This window comes from Leuconostoc mesenteroides subsp. mesenteroides ATCC 8293, assembly GCF_000014445.1.
GTDB classification, from domain to species: Bacteria; Bacillota; Bacilli; order Lactobacillales; family Lactobacillaceae; genus Leuconostoc; species Leuconostoc mesenteroides.
This window is the reverse complement of the sequence record NC_008531.1, coordinates 85,966-108,599: the sequence shown is the minus strand read 5'-3', so window position 1 is coordinate 108,599 and position 22,634 is coordinate 85,966. Positions and strand designations below refer to the sequence as shown.

General features: G+C 37.1%; 26 protein-coding genes and 2 other annotated features. Of the genes, 1 reads left to right on the top strand and 25 read right to left on the bottom strand.

All coding sequences use genetic code 11. The features are described from left to right. Positions 1-68 precede the first annotated feature (68 nt). From trhA to LEUM_RS10660, 22 genes are all read right to left on the bottom strand, one after another. Positions 69-707 carry a PAQR family membrane homeostasis protein TrhA gene (gene trhA, locus LEUM_RS00600; protein ID WP_002815718.1) on the bottom strand — a complete coding sequence of 213 codons (639 nt, stop codon included), beginning with the start codon at positions 705-707 and terminating at the stop codon, positions 69-71. Between the two features lie 83 nt (positions 708-790). Then, the gene (locus LEUM_RS00595) at positions 791-1,672 is read right to left on the bottom strand and encodes a DegV family protein (protein WP_011679091.1); all 882 of its coding nucleotides are present in this window, start codon (positions 1,670-1,672) and stop codon (positions 791-793) included. A gap of 43 nt (positions 1,673-1,715) precedes the next feature. Next, positions 1,716-2,054 carry a fluoride efflux transporter FluC gene (locus LEUM_RS00590; protein ID WP_011679090.1) on the bottom strand — a complete coding sequence of 113 codons (339 nt, stop codon included), beginning with the start codon at positions 2,052-2,054 and terminating at the stop codon, positions 1,716-1,718. Continuing rightward, positions 2,051-2,449 carry a fluoride efflux transporter FluC gene (locus LEUM_RS00585; protein ID WP_011679089.1) on the bottom strand — a complete coding sequence of 133 codons (399 nt, stop codon included), beginning with the start codon at positions 2,447-2,449 and terminating at the stop codon, positions 2,051-2,053. Before LEUM_RS00585 ends, LEUM_RS00590 begins: the two co-directional genes overlap by 4 nt. A 148-nt stretch (positions 2,450-2,597) precedes the next feature. Beyond that, positions 2,598-3,719 (bottom strand): N-methyl-L-tryptophan oxidase, encoded by a 1,122-nt coding sequence (gene solA, locus LEUM_RS00580; protein ID WP_011679088.1) that lies wholly within the window; start codon positions 3,717-3,719, stop codon positions 2,598-2,600. Between the two features lie 55 nt (positions 3,720-3,774). Beyond that, entirely contained in the window at positions 3,775-4,620 is an 846-nt protein-coding gene (locus LEUM_RS00575) for a cysteine ABC transporter substrate-binding protein (protein ID WP_011679087.1), read from the bottom strand. A 60-nt stretch (positions 4,621-4,680) separates the two neighbouring features. After that, positions 4,681-5,421, bottom strand: a complete 741-nt coding sequence (locus LEUM_RS00570) for an amino acid ABC transporter ATP-binding protein (RefSeq protein ID WP_010284856.1) — start codon at positions 5,419-5,421, stop codon at positions 4,681-4,683. Next, entirely contained in the window at positions 5,414-6,094 is a 681-nt protein-coding gene (locus LEUM_RS00565; RefSeq protein ID WP_010284857.1) for an amino acid ABC transporter permease, read from the bottom strand. Before LEUM_RS00565 ends, LEUM_RS00570 begins: the two co-directional genes overlap by 8 nt. After that, positions 6,075-6,731 carry an amino acid ABC transporter permease gene (locus tag LEUM_RS00560; protein ID WP_010284859.1) on the bottom strand — a complete coding sequence of 219 codons (657 nt, stop codon included), beginning with the start codon at positions 6,729-6,731 and terminating at the stop codon, positions 6,075-6,077. The genes LEUM_RS00565 and LEUM_RS00560 overlap by 20 nt, the downstream gene beginning before the upstream one ends. Before the next feature lie 38 nt (positions 6,732-6,769). Beyond that, positions 6,770-7,633: a MetQ/NlpA family ABC transporter substrate-binding protein gene (locus tag LEUM_RS00555; protein WP_010284863.1), complete on the bottom strand. Its 864-nt coding sequence runs from the start codon at positions 7,631-7,633 to the stop codon at positions 6,770-6,772. Between the two features lie 47 nt (positions 7,634-7,680). Further along, positions 7,681-8,457, bottom strand: a complete 777-nt coding sequence (locus LEUM_RS00550) for an acetoin reductase (protein ID WP_011679086.1) — start codon at positions 8,455-8,457, stop codon at positions 7,681-7,683. Between the two features lie 50 nt (positions 8,458-8,507). Continuing rightward, a complete protein-coding gene (locus LEUM_RS00545; RefSeq protein WP_011679085.1) occupies positions 8,508-9,839 on the bottom strand; it encodes an APC family permease in 1,332 nt (443 codons plus the stop codon). 1 nt (position 9,840) lies between these two features. After that, positions 9,841-10,587: a cyclase family protein gene (locus LEUM_RS00540; protein WP_011679084.1), complete on the bottom strand. Its 747-nt coding sequence runs from the start codon at positions 10,585-10,587 to the stop codon at positions 9,841-9,843. Positions 10,588-10,659: 72 nt separating this feature from the next. Next, positions 10,660-10,908: a binding site (T-box leader), on the bottom strand. 74 nt (positions 10,909-10,982) lie between these two features. Further along, positions 10,983-11,297 carry a thioredoxin gene (gene trxA / locus LEUM_RS00535; protein ID WP_010291094.1) on the bottom strand — a complete coding sequence of 105 codons (315 nt, stop codon included), beginning with the start codon at positions 11,295-11,297 and terminating at the stop codon, positions 10,983-10,985. Positions 11,298-11,311: 14 nt separating this feature from the next. Continuing rightward, complete coding sequence (locus LEUM_RS00530; RefSeq protein ID WP_011679083.1) at positions 11,312-12,478, bottom strand: amidohydrolase; 1,167 nt, start codon at positions 12,476-12,478, stop codon at positions 11,312-11,314. Between the two features lie 25 nt (positions 12,479-12,503). Next, positions 12,504-13,319, bottom strand: a complete 816-nt coding sequence (locus LEUM_RS00525; protein WP_011679082.1) for a transporter substrate-binding domain-containing protein — start codon at positions 13,317-13,319, stop codon at positions 12,504-12,506. 34 nt (positions 13,320-13,353) lie between these two features. Then, positions 13,354-14,106 (bottom strand): amino acid ABC transporter ATP-binding protein, encoded by a 753-nt coding sequence (locus LEUM_RS00520; RefSeq protein ID WP_011679081.1) that lies wholly within the window; start codon positions 14,104-14,106, stop codon positions 13,354-13,356. Positions 14,107-14,120: 14 nt separating this feature from the next. Continuing rightward, entirely contained in the window at positions 14,121-14,789 is a 669-nt protein-coding gene (locus tag LEUM_RS00515) for an amino acid ABC transporter permease (protein ID WP_010285713.1), read from the bottom strand. A 14-nt stretch (positions 14,790-14,803) separates the two neighbouring features. Continuing rightward, positions 14,804-15,361 (bottom strand): GNAT family N-acetyltransferase, encoded by a 558-nt coding sequence (locus LEUM_RS00510; RefSeq protein WP_011679080.1) that lies wholly within the window; start codon positions 15,359-15,361, stop codon positions 14,804-14,806. Positions 15,362-15,382: 21 nt separating this feature from the next. Continuing rightward, positions 15,383-16,717, bottom strand: a complete 1,335-nt coding sequence (locus LEUM_RS00505) for an MmgE/PrpD family protein (RefSeq protein ID WP_011679079.1) — start codon at positions 16,715-16,717, stop codon at positions 15,383-15,385. Beyond that, positions 16,692-17,774 (bottom strand): glutathione S-transferase C-terminal domain-containing protein, encoded by a 1,083-nt coding sequence (locus LEUM_RS00500; RefSeq protein ID WP_011679078.1) that lies wholly within the window; start codon positions 17,772-17,774, stop codon positions 16,692-16,694. Before LEUM_RS00500 ends, LEUM_RS00505 begins: the two co-directional genes overlap by 26 nt. A 435-nt stretch (positions 17,775-18,209) precedes the next feature. Continuing rightward, entirely contained in the window at positions 18,210-18,356 is a 147-nt protein-coding gene (locus tag LEUM_RS10660; RefSeq protein WP_010290557.1) for a hypothetical protein, read from the bottom strand. A 68-nt stretch (positions 18,357-18,424) separates the two neighbouring features. Beyond that, positions 18,425-18,670: a binding site (T-box leader), on the bottom strand. Positions 18,671-18,878: 208 nt separating this feature from the next. On the opposite strand from LEUM_RS10660, the gene LEUM_RS00495 reads away from it, so the two are divergent. Continuing rightward, positions 18,879-19,418 (top strand): YagU family protein, encoded by a 540-nt coding sequence (locus LEUM_RS00495; RefSeq protein WP_011679077.1) that lies wholly within the window; start codon positions 18,879-18,881, stop codon positions 19,416-19,418. A gap of 87 nt (positions 19,419-19,505) precedes the next feature. Here LEUM_RS00495 and LEUM_RS00490 read toward each other — a convergent pair whose 3' ends face one another. The 3 genes from LEUM_RS00490 to LEUM_RS00480 form a co-directional block, all read right to left on the bottom strand. After that, on the bottom strand, positions 19,506-20,876 hold the full coding sequence (locus tag LEUM_RS00490) for an FAD-dependent oxidoreductase (RefSeq protein ID WP_010291477.1): 1,371 nt from the start codon (positions 20,874-20,876) through the stop codon (positions 19,506-19,508). 180 nt (positions 20,877-21,056) lie between these two features. Next, positions 21,057-21,512, bottom strand: a complete 456-nt coding sequence (locus LEUM_RS00485; RefSeq protein WP_223316390.1) for a GtrA family protein — start codon at positions 21,510-21,512, stop codon at positions 21,057-21,059. Between the two features lie 109 nt (positions 21,513-21,621). After that, positions 21,622-22,626 (bottom strand): glycosyltransferase family 2 protein, encoded by a 1,005-nt coding sequence (locus LEUM_RS00480; protein ID WP_010291479.1) that lies wholly within the window; start codon positions 22,624-22,626, stop codon positions 21,622-21,624. Between the last annotated feature and the right edge of the window lie 8 nt (positions 22,627-22,634).

Genomic DNA, 22,634 nt, shown 5'->3' with positions numbered 1-22,634 from the left:
GCAACCAACTAACTTTAATAAAGTAATCATTATTTTGAAAATAGTCATAAAAAAAAGCCTAACGGCTTTTACAAAGAAATGTAGATACTAGCAAACATTAATCCAGCGCCACCTAAGACGAAGAGATGCCAATAAACATGACCCATTGGAATTTTAGGAATAAGATAAAAAATAGTTCCCGCCGAATAGGTCAAGCCTCCAGCAACAAGTAACCAGAAGGCGGTATGCGACAAAACGCCCCAAAGAATAGGCATTGCTAGAATAATCAACCACCCCATGACCAGATAAATCGTCACCGATACCCAAGGCCATCGTCCAACAAAAAATAAATCATAAACAAATCCGGCAATCGTCATTGCTAAAATAGCGCCCCAAATAGTCCAGCCAACCCAGCCCTTGATCAATAACCATGTGTAGGGCGTGTAACTACCTAAGATAACAAGATATATGCCTGCATGGTCAAAAAATTGAAAGATTTTTGCCGCACGGGTAAACACGAGCGAATGAAATAGCGTTGAGGCAAGTAGAAAAAAACCAACCGTACTAATATAGATGATAACCGCAGTTAAAGTCAATGCGGTAACTGGTTTGCTCAACACATGAATCATCAACATTACACCGGCAATCACAGCTAAAATGAACCCAAATCCGTGCGTGACCGCGTTGAGCACTTCATAAACAATTTGAAAACGTCTTGATCGTTGCATTAGTAAACCCCGTAAATTATTCTATTCTTAATTATACAATAAAACCAGCACCAATTTTGGTTGATACTGGTTTTTATTACCGATTAAATTAAATCTTCCCAATCACGTGCCCAGATTACACCCATGGCGCCATCGCCTGTATGTACGCCAATAAATGCACCAATCACACCACGTTCAAATTTAACGGTAGGATATTCAGACTGTAAATCTTTCAACCATTTATCGCCTAACTTCGTGTTATTACCATCAATTACATAGGCCCGAACAGGATAATCAGCTTCTGCTAATGACTGACGTAATGGTTCTTTTATTTCTTTTAAAGCCCCACTCATCTTGCGTGCCTTGCCAACAGCTCCGATTTTTCCTTCGTCTTGAACATCAATGGACAAAATTGGTTTGATATTCAACAAACCACCAATTAAAGCTTGGCCGCGTGATAAGCGACCTGTGCGTTGTAAATGTGAAATATCATTGACAACGAAGCGAACGTCAATGGTTGATCGTAGTTGTTCTAATGATGTAATAATTTCATCAAGTGAACGGTTTTTCTCCGCCATAGCAGCTGCTAATATAGCTTGCACACCGGCACCCATTACTGCTATTTTTGAATCCCACGCGCGAACTTCATCCATACCGTCATATGATTGCGCAATTGCATTAGCTGTTTGATAGGTACCTGAAATACCAGATGAAAGCGTAATCAAAATGGCCTGATTGTAACCAGATGCCTTAGCTAAGTTCAACGCTTCTTCCCAATCGCCAGGGGCCGGTTGAGATGTGGAGGCCAATTGCTTTTTTTCTTGCATCATTTTAACAAGTTCACCCAAACTATGAATATCCACAGTCTCCTTGTAGACTTCATCCCCAAAAATAATGGGATCATTCACTTGAAAAATATGATACCGGTTGCGAATAGCTACTGGCATTGCCGAAGATGAATCAATAATAACTGCTATTTTACTCATTATTTTGTCCTCATTAATATGTTCAACTTAATTTGGTATTCTTTCATAATATCGTGATTAGCGCAGTACCTGCACTAAAGAAAATCATACCAAAAATGATTTGCCAAGCTAAGTACCAAGCTTGTTGGCCACGAGTGTATTGACCGCTTTGTGTCATCATCGTACTAAAAGTCGTTAGCCCCGCAATTACACCCGTCGTCCAAAAGCTATGCATCGCGTAGGTTGCGCCTGTAGCCATAAGATAACCTAGCGCGAAACTGCCAACCATATTAACAATGAATACGGCAGTAAAGTATTTCGACTTAGCTGGCCACGTATTCAGAACAATATACCGCAGCATTGTACCTAATGCCGAACCAATGGCTACCCCTAGTATTGTCATACATGTGCCTCACCGATCTTGTTGCCAAAGTAGTTACCCAATTTTAACATGATAAGACCACCACCAAGAGTTAATATCATATAAACTAAAGCATTGGCTACGCTAATGAATAACTGTTGATGTACTTGCCAAATCATGGTGCTAAATGTCGTGAATCCACCTAAAACACCAGTACCAAGGAAAGACTGCCACCGCTCTAACCGACTGCGATGACTCGCTAGATAGGCACCCAACATTGCTAATAGCAAAGTACCAAGCCAATTAATTAACATCGTCATTACTGGCATTGGTCCAATTATTGGAACTAATCCCAAAAGATACCGCGTAGCCCCACCAATGGCACCGCCAAGTCCGGTAACTAATAGTTCAGTTAGAAAATTCTTCTGATTTTGCATACCCTCTATTTTAGCAATTTTATGCTTATTCAGCAAAATTTTTAACTGTTATAAATTTATCATGAACATTGAAAAAGCAACTACTTAAATTAGTAGTTGCTTTTTTTCACGCCATCATTTAATTTTACTAAAGCATTTCAATATTTTCTTATGAATTAAACCGCGATAACAAAAATGGTGAGAGGTCAAAATCCAATGTTTCATTTAACGCTTTGGCAACCAATATTTCGCCTAACACACTAGCAAATTTAAAACCATGACCACTTAATCCTGAAACAAACTGAATATTTTTCTTTCCTGGCAAATCGTCAACGATAAAGTGTTCATCCGGTGACAAATCATAACTGCAGGCCACACCATGATCCAAGTTGCCAACAGTTTTCAAGACACTGTTTAACAAAGGTTCTATTTCTGTTCTATCCTCATTAAGGGCATCGAAGTCAAGTCGTTCTTCTCGCTTCGTGATATATTGCCCTCCCTGGTGTCGACCTATTTTAATGAGCCCTTTATTGGCTGGAAAACCGTAATAATGTGTACCGTCACCGAGTTGAATTGTAAATGCTGGAAAACCGATCTCTTCTGCCAGCTGTTTTGGTGCTTCAAACCACGAAACAACTTTTCTAACTGGCTGAATGGGTAGGTTGGGTATCAGATCTTTAACCCAAGTACCAACAGTTATAACAGCCGATTTCCCTATAAATGTACCTGCATTTGTGGTCACATGAACAAATCCATTATCATCATTATCAACCGAAATGACCTGCGTGTTAAATTGTTCATGAGCGCCCAACCGTTTAGCTTCTTTAACATACGTATCAATAGCTAGTTCTGATTTCAAATAGCCAGAGTTCTTTTCTAAAACCGCCCTGAATTGATCAGGTATTGTAAATTGTGGCCACTTTTTTCTGGCTTCAGAAGCATCATATACTTCGATCGGTAACTCATATTTTTCAGCAGAAGTTATGATATTATTTAAAAAGATCGATTGCTTAGGTGCTATATTCAGCACTCCTGTTTGATGAAATATGTCAACTTGTGTGTCTCTTTTTAGTTCGTTCCATAGTTCTTGCGCACGCAATACAAGAGGTACGTAAGATGAACCTTCACCATAAGCATGGCGAATCATCCTAGTTTCGCCATGGTGTGATCCATTAGTATGTGGCGGTGTGGCGGAATCAATTTCCAAAACACTTAACCCTCTCTTAGCGGCATAATAACCAGTGCTAGAGCCAACAGAACCAGTTCCTATAACAATCAAATCATAAAGCATGATTATATCTCCACCAAATATTTATTCTAATTTAAAATCTAAATTAGTTGAGTATCTAATTATTAATAGTGATGTCTGATGACTTCACATCTTTTCCGAAGTAAGGGGCTAATGTTTTATCGTAATCTTTTGTAAAGAACTGATTCTTGTTGAGCTTATTAATTTCTTTATCTGTCCATTTTAAGAGGCTCTTATTGCCCTTTTGCACTCCTGGAGAAATATATGACTGTTCACCCAATTTTTTAATACCTACCTTATAATCTGGGTGACTTTTAACCCAAGCAAAAAGATATGAATTATCATCAGTTATAGCATCTGCTCTCCCATCCTTTAATGCAGCAAATTGTTGTGTTTTAGAGTCAAATTTAAGCAAACTCGCTTTGGTATAGTTCTTGGTAAAGTACGTTTCAGCGGTAGTTCCTTTGTTAACGATTAACTTTTTACCATGCAACTGATCTACCTTCGTAATTAACTTGCTTTTCTTTGATGCCACACCAATTGAAACTTTCATATATGGCTTGGCAAAGTCAATGACCTTTTTACGTTCGGGTGTTACTGTAAAATTAGCCAATGCTAAGTCAACTTTCCCTGAATTAAGGGCATCTACACGTGCGTTGGCATTAACTTGAACATATTTGACTTTTACACCTAGATCCTTGGCAACTTTCTTAGCCAATTCAATGTCATATCCTTGTCTTTTACCATTTTTATCCACCCATCCATATGGTTTTAAATCACCAAAAACAGCAATCTTAATCTCCCCAGACTTTTTGATTTCTTTCACCGTTCGTCCACTTTGATTTGTATCAGCCTTCGCTGATAATATTCGATAATTAACGCCGGCACCAACTGTTACCACAGTAACCGCTACTAGTAATGTCCATTTACTTTTCTTGTTCATATTCTCTTTCTCTCTTTCTTTATTTGTACTCACTAAGGATCATCTAATGTAGTTTGATTTTTAAAAAGACATACTTTCTAAAAACGCCTCTGCTCTTTTTGTGGTTGGATGAGTGAAAAATGTTGCCCCATCTCCTTGTTCCACAACCCTGCCATTTTCTAAGAAAATAACTTTGTTCCCAACCTGACGAGCAAAGTTCATCTCATGCGTTACAATAACCATTGTTAAATTTTTATTGGCTAAGTTTTTCAAAATATCCAAAATGCCACGAACCATTTCTGGATCTAATGATGCTGTCACTTCATCAAATAACATAAGCTCTGGATTCAAAATTAATGCTCTCACAATGGCTACTCGCTGTTTTTGCCCACCTGATAACTGACGGGGATAAGCATTTTCATATTCAGATAAGCCCACTTCACTCAGTAATTTTTTGGCTTTTTCCACCACTTCTTCGCGCGAACGTTTTTGAACTTTAAGGGGTCCTAATAGAATGTTTTTCATAACGGTCATATTTGGAAACAAATCATAACTCTGAAATACCATGCCAATACGCGTTTGAATACTTTTCCATTGTTTGTTATTTCGGGGTTCAATTGTTTGTCCGAATATATTTATTTCACCAGAACTAAAATTTTCTAGTCCATTAAATGTTCGAATCAGCGTAGATTTTCCTGATCCCGACGGGCCTAACAAAACCGTGACTTTATTTTTCGGTATTGTCACATTGATTTGATGTAAAACTTGCTTCTTACCATAAAACTTATCTAAACTACTAGTCTGAATCAAACTCTCACTCATATTTTCGATATTTCCTTTCTAACCTGCGACTAAAATGACTTAATAAATAATTAATCAAGAAATATAACAACGCAATAAAACCATAAATCAAAAGTGGAACAGCAGTATCTTGGGCGTTCGCCTCAATAATCTGTTGCCCTACTGTAATAACATCGGTAACGGATATTAAAAGTAAAATTGACGTCGTTTTAATAATTCTAGAACTTAAGTTAATAAAAGCTGGTAGAATATTGGGAACGCTTTGTGGAATTAATACATACCTGTAGGTTTGCAACGTTGTTAACCCTATCGAATAGGCATTTTCACGCTGACTTTTAGAAATTGATTGTATCGCGCCTCGAACAATATCAGAAAGCTCAGCTGCAAACCATAAACTAAAAACTAAAATACTCACTTGCATGGCTGATAAATTGATATTTAAATTACGCGGAAAAATATAATAAAATAAAAATAATAATGGAATGGTTGGTACCACTCTAAATATCTCAAGATATGCTTTGAAAATGGGTTTAATCAGTGTGCCGGCGGCAGACCACAACGATCCCAGTATGACGCCTAATATTGTGCCCAAAATAATCGATATTAATGATATTTCAATAGTGACAACCAATCCATTCAATAACCTGAATAAGTTATTCCCCGCAAAGATAGTGCTAATTGTCAAAATTTGCATAACGCACCCGCCCTTCAATCCAACTCAAAAGTAACGAAAGAGGTATTAAAATAATCGCATAACTAATAATCATCATTAATAAATATTCATTGGTTCGATAATTTTGTCCAATTAGATCTAACGTGGTATTAGTAATTTCTGGAATCGCAATGACCGTAAATATTGAGGTTTCTTTAATTAAAAAGATTATGTTGGCCGCCAAGCTAGGTAGTGAAAAAACGATACCCTGTGGGAAAATAATATATCTACTTAACTGCCACGCAGATAGTCCGATCACTCGTCCAGACTCAATTTGAACTTTAGGAACCGACTTTAGACCACCTAAAAATGCCTCACTCATATAGGCACCACCCAGAAAAATCAAACCAATAATAGCAGTCTCTTCGGCCGGAATTTTAATTCCGATTGATGGTAAACCATAATAGATAAAAAATAATTGAATAAGCAATGGTGTATTCCGGGCAATTTCAACGTATGTTATAATCCCTCTTCGCCCGGGTAATTTATGATAGTTGACAAACGCTGTTACTATGCCAATAATTATTGCTCCTACAATACCGACTGAAGACAGCTTCAGTGTTAGCCAAAATGCTTTAATATATTCAGGTTCAGCTTGCTGTATATACTCCCAAGACATTAAATTAATCCTTCCCAATTAATTATCAAATTCACTTGTCAGTCAGCTAAATAAGAGACAGACTTTTGAACTTCGATTTTAGTACCATCAAACTTTTTGTTAATATATTTTTGAGCTGCTTTACTATGATACAACTTAACTAACTTTTTAAATTTAGCATTATTCTTATTCTTTTCTGCTGTGGCTAGAATATTAATATTGTCCTTTGTTGATTGGTTAATTTTTTCGTAGTAAAGTGAATCTTTCAAAACATTCAGTTTGCCTTCCAATGCGATTGTATTTCCAATCAGTGCAGCGGCAATCGAATTGTCTTTAATCACTCGTGGCCCGGTCGTATCATCAATTTCTTTAAACTTGAAGTTGTGTGGGTTGTTTTTAATGTCATTAACGCCAGAAAGACTACCAAAATTATCTTTTAATGTTATTAATCCTGCTTTTGCCAGCAGTTTCAATCCACGTGCCGTGTTAGCTGCATTGTTAGCAATAGCAATTGTTGAACCATCTGGAATATCGTCGATAGAATCATATTTTTCAGAGTAAATGCCCATAGGCTCTAAGTATGTCGTCCCTAAAACACTCAACTTGTTCGAGCTATTATTCTTGTTATAAGCCACAAAATATGCGTATGATTGAAAGGCATTAACATCCACTTTCCCTTGTGCAGTCGCTGCATTTAGTGAAACCCCATCAGTGAAGTTCTTAACCTTGATAGTGATATTTTCTTTTTTGGTTTCTGGTAGTTTTGCAATATATTCCCAAATCTGGGCATCCGATCCTATTGATCCGACCGTCACTTCCGTCTTATCGGTTGTTTGCGCCGTGTTTCTATGAATAATCACACCTGCTACAATAACAATTCCTGCCACAACAGCTGCTATAACTACCGTTTTCTTTTTTACCATCTCAAATTCTCTTTCCTGAACTTTTTATTAGAAATACTTACAAAACATCAATGAAATCTCATACCACCATCAATTAAAATCGATTGCCCAGTAATATACTTTGCCTGCTGTGAAACCAAAAATGATACAACATCGGCTACATCATCAGGCAAAGCCGCTCTTCCTAACGCAATTTCATTGACAACACTTTGCCTTTGAATCTCAGCTGTTGTGTTTTTAATTTGTGCTGTTCGCTGATCAATATAATCGCGCAAAGGTGTAATAACAATACCCGGATCATAAGTATTTACAGTGATATTATATTTTGCGAGTTCTTTTGCCGCAGATTGACCTAATCCTCTAATGGCAAATTTGGAAGCTGAATATGCGCCTTGTAGTGCAGATCCTTCCACTGCAGCCAGTGAAGCAGCATTGATTATCCTTCCGCCACTCCCTTGCTTTTTCAACTGTTTTGCAGCCGCCTGGATTCCCCAAAAAGTGCCCTTAAGGTTAACATCAAACAACCGCTCAACTTTTTCCGGATCACTATCGATAATGCTATCAATGTAGGCAATCCCTGCGTTATTAACAAATACATCTAGACGCCCAAAATCAGCTACTACTTTATCAACCAAATCAAAAACTGATTTTCGATCAGCAACATCTAAAACATAATATTTGGCTTGGTTTTCCTTAATAGCGTTGATACTATCACTCACATATTTAGCACTAGATTCATCAATGTCGACTACTGCAACGTAATAATTTTCTGTCGCGAGTCTCTCAGCAATTGCTTTTCCTATTCCTCTACCACTGCCTGTAATAATTGCTACTTTCTTTGACATTTACTACTCCTGTCTCTTTACATAAAGTTTGTATCATTAGCATTAAAAATTTATTCTGAAAAATCAAACTGGGGTACAGGTTTTTTAAAAATACTCGTTTTATATACTAAAATAACGAGTCCAATGATTAACCAAAATAACCCAGTTAATTTTGCTTCAAGAGCTAAACTCAAAAATATCCACAAACTCACTGAAAACCCAATGAAGGGTGACACTAAATACTTTACAAACGACTCAATATTTTTATCAGGACGCTTGATATAAAAATGCCAAATAACAGCTATGTTTAATGACAAAAAACCAAATAGGGCGCCAAAGCTAATTAAATTTGATACTGTGGTTAACGATAATGATAGGGAAAGGGCAACAGATACAATCCCCACAAGTATAATGGCAACCCACGGCGTGTTATAACGGGGATGCAAGTAGGATAAGCGCTTTGGTAAAATACCGTCTCGTCCCATTGAATACAAAATTCTTGATACCGCAGTCTGCCCTTCTTGACCACCCGCCAAACCAAATGATAAAACTAAAGTGAATTCAGCTAAATGCACTAACCAGCTACCACCCACTTTTCCCAAAATAGTTAAAAATGCTGTATCTGGATTTAATTCACTATAATTTGGTGCAACAAAACCTGCAAAGAATGTAACGATGACGAATAATGAGCCGATTAAAATAATTGACAACACAATCGCTTTTCCAATTGATTTAGTTGGATCGTTAGCTTCTTCTGATAAAGTACTAATGGCATCAAAACCTAAATAACTGACAATAACAATCCCAGTCGCTTGAACAACTCCGGACAAATCAAAATGACTAGCATTATAAAACGAACTGACATTAAAACTAACTGTACCATTCGCTAAGGCAACAATAGTCCCCACGATGAAAGCTATTAAAACCACGCCCTGTAACCCAAAAAGTAACCAACTGAATTTCGATACAACTTTAATCCCTAATAAATTGATAACTGTATTAAATATGGCTATGCCTAGAATCCAAACCCAGAAAGGAACAGCCGGCAACAATGACTGACCGAAAGACGCGCTGATAAGATAGGTTATAACGGGAATTAAAATATAATCAAGCGTTATACCCCATCCTGATAGAAAACCTAACACAGGATTTGTTCCTTTTTGAACGTAAGTATACACCGAACCAGAGTAAGGAAACTCACTAGCCATGCTAGCATAACTAAATCCAGTAAATAACATAGCAATCATTCCGATTAGATAAGCTAGCGCCACCATACCATGGGCTGGCGATAGAAATGAACCGTAAAAGGCGATAGGCGCTACTGGGATCATGAATATAATGCCGTAAACAACCAAATCTTTTGTGGAAAGTGATCGTGATAATGTTATTTTATTCTCTGCCATATCAAACCTCCTCGGGAACTATGGCAAATACTCGAGCTGGAAATCCAGGAGATTTTTCAACTTTCGGCACTGATATTGAAATTAAAGCGCCCGTGGCCGGCACTTGGTCCAAATTAGCCAGTAGTTCAATTTGATAATGGCCACTACTCAATACATAATATTCACCTTCAAACCCTTTTTCTGGTTGTAAAATGGCAGGGTCAGTATCGAAAGTTTCATGTCCATTTGCTATTGCTTGACGCTCTTCATAAATATATTTAAGTGCTTCCAAAGACCAGCCAGGATAATGATTTTGTAAATTATCATCCTTATTTTCAAATTGTTCTTGTGATGGCCAACGCTTTGACCAGTCTGTTCGTAACGCTACAAAAGCTTTTGGTGGAATGGTGCCATGCTCCTTTTCCCACTGCTTAATATCTTCCACTGTTAAAATATAATCTGCATTACTTGCTACTTCACTTGATTTGTCAATGACTACTAACGGTAGTAAAAAGTCTTTCAGATCAATATCTGAGTCATATACATTCTGATTTTTCTCGAAATGTACCGGTGGATCAATATGCGTACCATATTGACCTGGGAAGGTATACTGTTTCACGAAAAAACCATCATCATGTGTAAAAAGTGTTTCAAATTTTGCGGCAGCGAACGCTGGGAAGTGCGGGCTATCAGGCCCAAATGTATGGGTTAAATCAACCCACTGAAATTCTTTCAATTCTGATAAGATGTTATTTAATTTGTTTGTCATAGACCATTCTCCATTATTTTTTCTACATACGACAATAAAAAAGCCCCATAATCTTTGCATTATCTACAAAGATTATGGGACGAAAAACTCGTGTTACCACCCAAATTCTATAAAGTATCACTACTTTATACTTGACAGGTACATCAAAAGAAATATACCTTAACGCGATAACGGGCGCACCCGAATGACATTTACTCACATTAAGCTCATATCAATTTAACTCCAAGACCATTTTCCAAATTTTTATGATGCTAACTTTCACCTCACGTTAGCTCTCTACACAATCACTCTAATTTGTACTTATCTTTTCAAAGTTTTTGGTTATAATCATCTTATTGTATCCACATTAAATAATAATGTCAATGTTATTATTCAATGTCTTCCTCTGCTAATGCTTAATCAACATACTTATTTAAAATATTCACTAGCTGTTCGCTATTATGAAAGCCAGTTAGTCGTTCAACGATTTTCCCGTCTTTGTGCACTACCAAGGTAGGTATAGCTCGAATGCCAAGCGAAGCAGCTGTTTCTTGACTAATGTCTACGTCAACTTTAAAAAAATGAATATCATTTCTATCTTCAGATACAGTTTCTAACACAGGTGACTGCATCCGACACGGGCCACACCAAGTAGCCCAGAAATCAACGATAGAAACACCAGTTTCTACTTCTTCTTGATATTGTTCATCAGTTATTGCTTTTACTACCATTCTTAAAAATTCTCCTATCTATCATTTGTGGTTGTACCACTAAAATGTGCTAATAACCGGTTAGCTGTGTAGAAATACCATCTAGCAGCTGGCAACAGACCACGGTCGTCAATAATTAAATCATCATGATGCCAATCAGTTGTGCCTGCACTACCAATAAATGCAAAAACACTTGGTACTTTCTGACTAAAATACGAAAAATCTTCTCCTGCATTAGATGGTTTTGGTGTGAGTAATTTCGCATGTTGTTTGGTTTCTTCTATAACAATGGGCGTCAGCTCACTATCGTTATTAACAACGTTTGGACCTTCAATCCAGGAAATATCAACCGCCAAACCAAAAGTTGCAGCCTGGCCGTTAACAATTTGATAGAATTGTTCTCGAGCTAATTGACGACTGGCCAGGTCAAAACTTCGAACCGTACCCTCAAACCAAGCAACATCAGGTAATACATTCCATGTACTACCACCATCAATATGTGTAACAGAAACAACAACTGGACTTTGTGGATCTGTTTTACGGCTAACAACGGTCTGTAGCGTATTGACGGTGCTCGTTAAAGCAACAATGGGGTCATTCCCTAACTGTGGCATAGCCGCGTGTGTACCCTGACCACGAAAAGTAACTTTAAATTGATCAACTGCCGCCATCAATCCACCAGATAGAATGCCAATTTCGTTAACTTTCAGGTCCGGCTTATTATGAAAACCAATAATTGCATTCAAGTTTTTAATACCACCAGCTTCTGCCACAGCTTGGGCACCTACATGAATTTCTTCTGCGGGTTGAAAAATTAATCGAACCCTGCCGGTTAGCTTATTAGCTTGGTCAGCTAATAATTCTGCCGCTCCTAACAAGGAAGCCATATGGAAGTCATGCCCGCAAGCATGCATAATACCTTCATTAACCGATGCATAATTGAGCCCAGTTTTTTCGGCGATTGGTAAGGCATCAATATCTGATCTTAATCCAATAATTACGTTTGATTCACTTGGCCCTATTTCAGCAATCACACCAGTCAATAATTTTTGTGGTGTTACAATATGATAACCTAAAGTTTCCAAGTAACTATTTAAAAACAATGTAGTCTGGTGTTCTTGATTAGATAGTTCCGGATGTTGGTGCAGCTGATGGCGTACCTTGGTTAATTTATCTTCTAGTGTTTTGTCATTGATTGCCATTATATTGCCTCATGTTCTTATCCTGTTACTTTAAATCAGCTGTTGCGTCATACCCGAAGTATTTTTCGGATAGTTTTTTCAACGTCCCATCTTCCTTTAGTTTATTGATTGCTGGGTTGAGCTTCTTTAATATTTTTGCGCTTTCACTATCATCTTTACGGAAAGGCAAGGCAATATTTACAGTTGCTGCACTCCCTTTCACAACCTTCCAAGGGTAATTTTTGGCTTTGATTAACGCCTCTAAATTATTACGTGTGTTAACCACACCATCAACGTGCCCTGCTAGTAAAGCTTGAAAAGTGACGTCACGGGCATCATATAACTTAAATTTGATTTTACTATTATAGTCTTGCAAATTTTTGGTATTGTTTGAGGCAGATGCGCCAGCAATTGTCTTGCCTTCTAAATCATTTAATGTATTATAATCAGAATCTTTGTTAACTGCTACTGTTGTTTCTTCTTTGTTATAAATATTACTAAACTTGTACTTAGCTTTTCTTTCTGGTGTAATAGCAACATCATTAGCCACAGTGTCAAGCTTATTGTTATCTAGTTGCCCCAGCAAACCATCGAATTCACCAGTGACCCACTGTACTTTGTATCCTGCTTTTTTTGCTGCTGCATTGATTACGTCAACATCAAAACCAACTAATTTTCCTTTTGATTTGTATGCTGTTGGGAAGCTGGTTCCCGTCGCGCCAATTTTAAGCACTTTTTGTTTAGTATCTCCTTTGGCTTCGTTTTTATGGTTATTGGTTTGATAAATCAAACCGCCTACGGCAACAATAGCAATTAATACTACGACGATAATCACACTAATGATTGGGTTCCTTTTTTTCATACGCTCTTCTCTTTTCTTTTTTATTCAATACAGCTTATAAATAATTATTTTTTGAAACAGAATTTACAAAATCATTGACTCTTTTGGGACCATTGCTTGACAAGACTTGATCAGGCGATCCTTTATGGACAATTTGTCCATTTTCTAAGAAAATAATTTGATTTCCGATTAGTCGGGCGAATTCCATTTCATGTGTCACAATAACCATTGTTATATGCTGTTTGGCTAATGCCAGTATCGTTTTTAAAACACTTCCAACTAATTCAGGATCTAATGCCGAGGTTGGCTCATCCAATAAGACAACAGATGGTTTTGCTGCAATTGCACGAGCTATTGAAACGCGCTGCTGCTGTCCCCCTGAAAGTGAACTTGGATACTTATCTTGAAACGCCACTAATCCTACTTCCGATAAAACTGATGCAGCAATGTCATGTGCTTCATCCCACTTAGCCAATTTATTTAACAATAGGGGTGCCATCACATTCTCAATGACAGTCATATTTTTAAATAGATTAAATTGCTGGAATACCATTGTTGACTCCGATCGTAAGGATCGCGTTGATTTTTTGTTAATTTTACGGCCATCAATAGATGTTCCACCAATTTTTATAGTACCTTGAGAAGGTTCTTGTAACAGATTTAGTGTTCGTAAGAGCGTTGTTTTCCCTGAACCACTCGGTCCAACCAAAACCGTTACCTCTCCCTTCTCAACAGAAAAATTGATTTCCTGCAGTATTTTCTTTTTTTTAATTTCAACAGATAAATTATTTACTTCAATCAGAGCCATAATGTCTATCCTTTCTAACTATATGGCGTGTTCAGTACTCTCTCTACCCCAGACTGTGCCCATGAATAAAGAATAATTAACACCCAATATGTAAGACCGACCGCTAAATATGTTTCAAAATATTTAAATGAATCACCGGCCAACATCTTTCCTTCTGCAAAAACCTCTGTTATGCCTAAAGTAAAGGCTAACGAAGTTTCTTTTAACAAACCAACAAATGTATTACCCGTAGCAGGTAAGGCATTGATAAATGCTTGCGGTAAAATTACATAACGGAAAATTTTAAAACTTTTGATATTAAGTGACTGTCCTGCCTCTATTTGCCCTCTATCAACAGAATTTACCGCTGCTCTAAATACCTCAGATAAGTAAGCAGATTGCTTGAAACCAAGACCAATAACAGTGGCAATAATGGCAGGCAACCCTTTAAATATCGGGAAAATTTGTGGTAAACCATAATAGATTAAGAATAGCTGCACCAAAGCTGGCATTCCTCGAAAGAAAGATACATATATTGAAGCAAACCAATGAATAACCTTATAATGCGAAAAGTGTAGTAATGTAATTATGCCACCCAATACTATCGCTAATAACATAGATAGTATTGCTAACAAAAGCGTCATCGGAATATATTTCACAAGTTCTGGAAATGTATTTACAAAGTAATGCCAATCAAAATTCATATTTCACCTACTCACTAATAACGTACTTTTGTTTTATTTTTATTTAGATATTTCTTCAATTGTTCAGACTCTAACTGGTCAAATTTTCTATTCAAAACTTTTACCATATACACTGTCAAATGATCCGGCGTTTTTTGTACCATCTCAACGGGTTGGTAACCAACTGAAGTATAAAATCTTTTTAACCAAGGATGTTCAACCGCTGTTCCTAAACTAACCATTGGAGCTTTTAGTTGTTTTTGAATGTACTCTTTTTCAACCCAATCAATAAGTTGTGTTGCATAACCTTGCTTTGAAAACTGACTATGAGTAGCAACCCATCCAAGATGAGGTATAGCATACGGACCTGGATTTTTTGACCAAGGTAACCTGACAGATACCGTCGCTACAATAGTATGATTTATCTCTGTCACAAAGGTTGCTGTGTTCTCGATATGTTCATCAATCTGTTGTAAAGTAACTCTTGCCGCTTGAAAATTAATACCTAGTTGTGTGTCACTCTTATACGCTTCATGTAATAAGAGCTGTAATTCTTTTACTTCATTTTTTTTAATGAATCGATTAGTAATCACTTTTCCTCCAGGGTAGCTGCTTTAAATTCTTGCAATAATGTTAAGCAATCCTGCTACCGATTTCGATGTCAATCCCGCCGTCAAAATATCGAATAATTCATTTTCATCTATCGACAATGCATGAGCTAATTTGACATATATCTCATCCATTGTTAGTGGATTCTGTGGTGACCCTTGGGGCCAATCAATATATATTGTATTGATAGATTTGTCAGTACGCACGAACTCAACTAGTATTTCCCTTTGATCAACAGCTATATTCTTTAAATCATTAACTCTTTTAAACAAATAACTCATCTCTTGAAACTTTTCTGTACTTACACTGCTATCAAAAAGTTCGTCATTCACATCCCCAAAGGTTAATATTTGCCACGCAATGTACTCAATTGAAAACTTTCCTTCTTGCCCATTCAATGGTTGCTTATACCGCAAGACCTTATCTCCAAAAGGTCTAAAATGGAAAATTACTTGCTTGATGTTTTTTATATTAATTCCCTGAAGGTAGCCCTGTTTGATTGCATCATACCCAGACATAGCAGCAGAGCAAAATTGATGTCGCTTAAACCAGATGCCAGGCGTGATAATTTGAGCAGGAGTTAACCATGTTGATTCTATTAAATCTAAATCTAATTCCTGCCCAACAACTATTTTTACCCAGCCTGTTTGATTGTTAAAAACATCTTGATTGGTTGTAAGTTGGCTGGACACAAATTGATAGGATTGCACCGCACGCTGTGCAGCTAACCCCGCATGCATTGGCTTAGTATCAGTACCTGCCTCTATTCCAAGACCTGCGGCTTGTGTAGCAGCAAATGATAAAATGTCGATAGTTTGACCCAAGGAAAAACGTTTAAAGAAAGGAAGGCTAGCAGCTGCAGCAATCGTACCAAGGGTTGCAGTTGTGTGGTACCCAGATAACTTGTGTGTTGGGTTGACTTGAAATCCAATTTGTCCAGCAATTTCCACACCTACAATATAGGCCTCAAAAAATCTATCTGCACTTTCAGTCCCATCAGCAAGAGCTAACAAAGCTGAATAAATGACAACACTTGGATGGCCGCGAAAATTAGCTTGAACATCATCGAAATCATTGTAATGTGCAGCGAATCCATTAAATAATGCGGCATGATCACTACTAGCTGTACCAGCTTGACCTAAAAGCTTAGCCGGTCCAGCATTTTTGAGTGTGTCAAATAATCTTTTCACCGCTGGTTCATTTCTAGAAACATAGGCACTTGCTAAATAATCCACAAAGCATTTTTTGGCAACATTCAATTCGTCTATTTGGAACTTGGAATCTACAATTAACTGGGCTAACTTCCGAGTATTACTAACCAAATTTTTCTGCTCTGTCATTTGCTTCTTCCCAAATACTATCATCTGGCCCTAATGGAATAATTCGAGGCAGATCCTCTTGCGGTGTATGATCAACCTCATAAAAACGTTGACGCATTGATTCAAAATTAGTATTGTCGCCAAATGCAGGGATGGCATACAAATCCTTAGCGTAGTTCCACAAATTAGGATAATCAACTAAACGTTTTTTATTAACAAAATACTTTTGATAAAACACTAAGTCAAATCGTGACAGCGTGACATATAAATTAATATCTACTAATGTTATTTGGTCACCGAATAAGTAGCGTTGGTTGGCTAGGCGCTCCTCTAGCCAATCTAATCGATTAAATACTTTGTCATACCATTTTTTATAATCTGCTTGAGAACGTCCATGACCCGCCTCATTAACCGCATAATTGATGTCCATCAATATGATGTCACTCAACGCATCAATATCTGAACGCAAGTTCTTAGGATATAAGTCCGGTGCAGTTTCTGGTACATATTCTTGCCAGGCTAAGGCAAATTCTTTGATTAAATTATTATAATCATTGTTAACAACCTTACCGGTTTGAGTGTCAACGAGTGCTGGTACCGTCGTTCTTTTATCGTATGAAGGATCAGCTAACCGGTAAGCTTCCCCAAGTGAATGAATCCCTAATACTGGATCAACATCCCCATCATCTAACGTAAAGAACCAGTCTCCAACTACCCCAGCTGGTCTCAAAGGATCAACGATGCCATTAGAAATCACTTGATCTAAACCTAATAAATCAATACCAATGGCAATACGATTAGCCCAAGGGCAATGACGAGACCAAATCAAGCGATAACGGTTAGGTGTAACAGGAAGCGTACCGTCTGTAAACCGGGCTTTAAATTGGGGGCCTTGATAGGCTGAAAACTTTTCTCGTTCATTAAAATTGGACTTGTCTTTACCGTTGTCATATTCTTTTTGCTTTTGATGCGCTCGCGGATTAGCAACCTTTGATTGTGAAAAATCAATCGGACACGCCTGTAGTGTATCCGTTACCTCAATGTTTTCTAGTTCTTTTTGTAGTGTTTGATCACTCATACTGTTTCTCCTCAAATCTTTCTTTCGTCTATATTTTTTAAGTATTTTAAATCATCATCTTTATATATCACCTTAACTAGGCTGTTTTCAGCTCTATTATGACCACCCCCTTTATTTCAGACCACAAAAAAGCAACCCAGCTAAAAATAGCCAGATTGCGGGACGAAAATCGTGTTACCACTCGCATTCAATAATCTATCACTAAATTATTCTCTTTAAGTTCTGTTTTTTAACAAAACTCTGTGCTATATCGGGCACACCCGGAATGAATTTACATACTTGCTCACCCATTCTATGACTCCAAGACCATTTTCAACTTATTCGTAACACCAACTTTCACCAATTCGTCGGCTCTCTTTCAGTTACTCTTTAAATTTACTTATCTTTTCTTTGTCTTTAAAACTGCAGTTACTTCTTTAAAGTTAAAATTGATAATTACGACTTAGTCGTAGACGATATAGGCTTGCTATCCGATATCAATATTGTTTCAAAGCCCACATCAATAAAAGCTGGAAAAATAGTTAAATCAATCCATGGAAACTTCTTTAATACAGTCAAAACATCATACAATTTATTGGTCATTACTTATTCTCCATTCATTTTATTCATCAACAAAAAAAGTCCCATAATCTTTGCATTATCTACAAAGATTATGGGACGAAAAACTCGTGTTACCACCCAAATTCTATAAAGTATCACTACTTTATACTTGACAGGTACATCAAAAGAGAGATACCTTAACGCGATAACGGGCGCACCCGAGCGGTATTCACGAACATGCTTATACCACTAACGACTCCAAGACCATTTTCAATTCATTCGTAATACTAACTTTCACCAAATGTTAGCTCTCTTTGATTACCCCTAAAATTTACTTATCTTTTCTTTGTCTCATTTATTTGTAATAACCTTACACTATTTATAATTATTTTGCAACCATTTATTTTTATTCTCATTGTTTTTTAATTACAAGTATTTTATTTCACAATTTTGGCAATATCCATAATTAATCGAACATATTCCCGAAATCAAATGAATTGACAAACGATCCCAATGGCTGTATTATTAACAGTTGTTAAATGATTCACATAAGGGAGAAACACTATGGTTACACTAAATAAACCAGTTGCATCACTAAAGGAGATCATTACTAAAAGTATTTTCTACGGATTTATTGCAGGGATGATTTCAGGAATGGTTAAAATCGGTTGGGAAAATATTTTGCCACCACGTACACTAGCTCGTAATGCCACTAACCCACCACAACATATGGCTGAACAGCTTGGCATTCCATCTAAACTAGTTCATTCATTCTTTTACTACTCTCAAGATCAAAAAGTATTTTGGTTCACATTGATTCTACACTTCTCATTTGCCATTGCGTTTGCAATACTATACGTATTTGTATCTCAATATTGGTCTAAAGTAGCTTTGTGGCAAGGTGCTGCTTATGGTATATTCCTTTGGATTCTTTGGCATATCATTATCATGCCTGCATTTGGAACAATTCCAGCTCCATGGAATCAACCTTTAGATGAACATATTTCTGAGTTCTTTGGGCATATTGTTTGGGCATGGTCGATCGCAGTGACGGTCTACTTCTTAATTGCTAAGGATAAGAATGGTCATTTAGAAAACGTATAATTCTACTTATTAAATAAAAAGAGACGCAACCTTTCGAGTTGCGTTTCTTTTTATTTGTAGCCTAATATTACCTTATTCACAAACTAATTAAAATTTAGGCTCACCAAGTGCATGTTGGGCCGCTAGGTTCAATAGACTCCATTGTCGGTCAAATCCTGGTTGGAAGAAAAAGTCGGCTTCAGCCAAATCTTCCAAACGAAGTCCGTGTTCGATCGCTAGCGCAATAACATTACCTTGAGCCGTTATATCATAAGTCGATAGCACCGCACCGCCTAAAATACGATGTGTCTGCGGATCATAGCCCAGCTCGACATAAACTTCGGTGTTCCCATTTTCTCGAGGAACGTAGTCGGGCCGTAAGGTATCTTGGTAGAAGGAGCACTTCAAAGTAACACCTGATTTTTGGGCCGTTGTGGTATTTAATCCAGCCGTTGCAAAATGGTAATCGAACACACTTAACGCTGACGAGCCAACGACCCCTTTGAAAGGAACTGAGGGCTGATTTTCAAATAAATGTGCGATTATATAACGGACTTCACGCCGTACAACGGTTGCTAGTGCAATTGGTAATTTAGTTTGGGCAGGGATTGAATACGATAGAACCGCATCTCCCACAGCATAAACATCTGGTAAATTCGTCCGTAAATATTCATCCGTTTTAATCCAGCCTCGATCGTCTAAATCAATCACACCTTTCAACCAATTCGTATTTGGCTTAACCCCAGCGGCTTGAATAACTAAATCACTCGGGTACTTTCCCTCATCTGTTTTTACTGCCGTTACTTGACTAGTTCCTTCATAACTTTCGATGCGAACGTCAGTAACCACTTTTACACCTTTATCAGCTAATTCCTTTTCCAGAACAGCTGTTAATTCAGCATCTAAATAATTTCCCAAAGGGCGGTCAATCATATCAATTAAAGTAACATTTTTCCCGGCCTTAACACTAGCTTCCGCTGCCTCAACGCCAATGTAACCCGCACCAACAATTGTGATATTTTTAACATCGGGATTTTCTAACTTGGCCTTTATACTTGTTGCCCAATCTTTACCACGCATGAGGTAGACATTTTCTAAATCAGTCCCTGGAACAGGTAGACTATTTGGTGTCACGCCTGAACTTAATATCAGCTTATCATAGCTATATTTCTCAGTACTACCGGTAGTAACGTCTTTGACAGAAACTGTTCTATCATCAGCATCAATTGCCAGTACCTCGTGGTTACTGTAAATTTCTGCGCCCAACTGTTCCATATCTTCAGGACGGAAATTACGAACATCATTAACATCAGTAACACTATTTTCCAAATATAATTCCATGCCGCAAGACATGAATGAAATAAAATCACCGGCTTCAAACAACTTGATGTCAAGGTTCTTGTATTTACGAGTTAGTTCTAGAATAGCTTGATGTCCCCCATGAGATGCACCAACTATAATAATCTTTGTTTTTGACATTCCTAATTCCTCCTTAATATTGTTATCCTTTTCCTACCTACCATGCTAGAACAATTCTAAACAGAAAGCAATCGTTTTGATTTTTTGACAAAAAAGAACAGCTATATCAAATAGCTGCTCTAAACTTGCTTGTTCTTAAATAAAGTCATCACTTTTATCTACAGGTAGCTGATAAAGATGTTAATTGAAAATCATAAATTTTGAAATAAGATAATTTACAATTACCGATAACACTTGTATCAAAATAATTGCTAGAAAACTATTTAGCTCCGTACTATTTGAAGCGAATTGGTTTACTATTGGTAATGAAAAAGGAAATAGCTTAAAGTTTACTTGATTAAGAAAGAAAATATGAATAAAAATATTGCTATATTTTTCGATCATAACGTAGGTTAAAAAGAAGTCAATTCCGGCCACAAATAACCGTCCCCAAAGGAATCTGACGAACTGAACGAACACGCTTTTTGTTTGTTTGGTTGTAAAAACAAACAGTTTATTAACAACAAATGCGAATATAATGGTCAGTGTCTGCGAGATTAGGACAGGCAGCATTGTGTCATCAAATATTTTCATGGAAATGAGTCGAACGATTAAATATACTATGGTCGTTGCCACACCCCAGAAAATATACTTCATTTTTTCAGAAAGTAAATATTTACGCAAAACGATTTGTCTCCATTCAAATCCAAAGAGTACTTTGATTACTATTGAACAATATCATTATCAACTGTATTATCCTTGAAAATCACTTCATGGTATAGTCATCAACTTTACGTAGCTTTTCCACGAATAGCCCTGTTTCAGTTTCAATTTGAAATAAAGGTCGTTGCTTCACTTCGGTAAATATTTTGCCAATATAAATACCAACAATCGATATTGCTACCAAGTTAATGCCTCCCAATAACCAAATGGAAATCATCAAAGATGACCAACCTGCTTCTGTGTTTCCAATCATTTTTTCAAATATTGTGTAAACAATTTCAATACTGGCGATGCTGATGACAAGAATGCCTAAATTAAATAATAAACGAATCGGTTGAACACTGAAACTGGTAATGCCATCAATAGCAAAACTCAACATCTTTTTTAATGGATATTTTGATGTACCTGCCTGACGTTCACCACGTTCATAGAAAACTTTATCTGACTGAAAGCCAACTAGCGGTACCATAGCGCGTAGAAAAACATTTCGCTCAGGTAGTCGCAGTAATGCTAGCACGGCAACACGACTCATTAATCTAAAGTCGGCGTGATCTGGTACCATTTCAACACCTAAGAATGATGAAATTTTGTAAAAGGTTAGTGCCGTATTACGTTTGAACCATGTATCGGTTTTTCTACTGGATCTGACCCCATATACGATTTCATTGCCCGCTTTATATTTAAGCACCATTTTTTGAATAATGTCTGGATTATCTTGCAAGTCAGCATCTAGTGTTATAACAATGTCCGCTAATTTAATACTCTCTGACATTCCTGCTAATAATGCTGATTGGTGGCCAAAATTACGAGATAACTTGACACCAATTAAATCAGAATTTAATTGTTCTTTTTCTTGAATAATTTCCCATGTATTGTCTACAGAGCCATCGTCCACAACCATAATAAAACTATCGTCGCTAATGAGATTTTTTTGAATCAAAGTCTCTTTAATCGTATTCAATTTGGACAAGGTTGTAGGCAAAACTTCCTGCTCATTATAGGCTGGTAAAATCAACCCAAGTCTTGGTGTTGTAAATCTTGTCAGCATATTTAAAG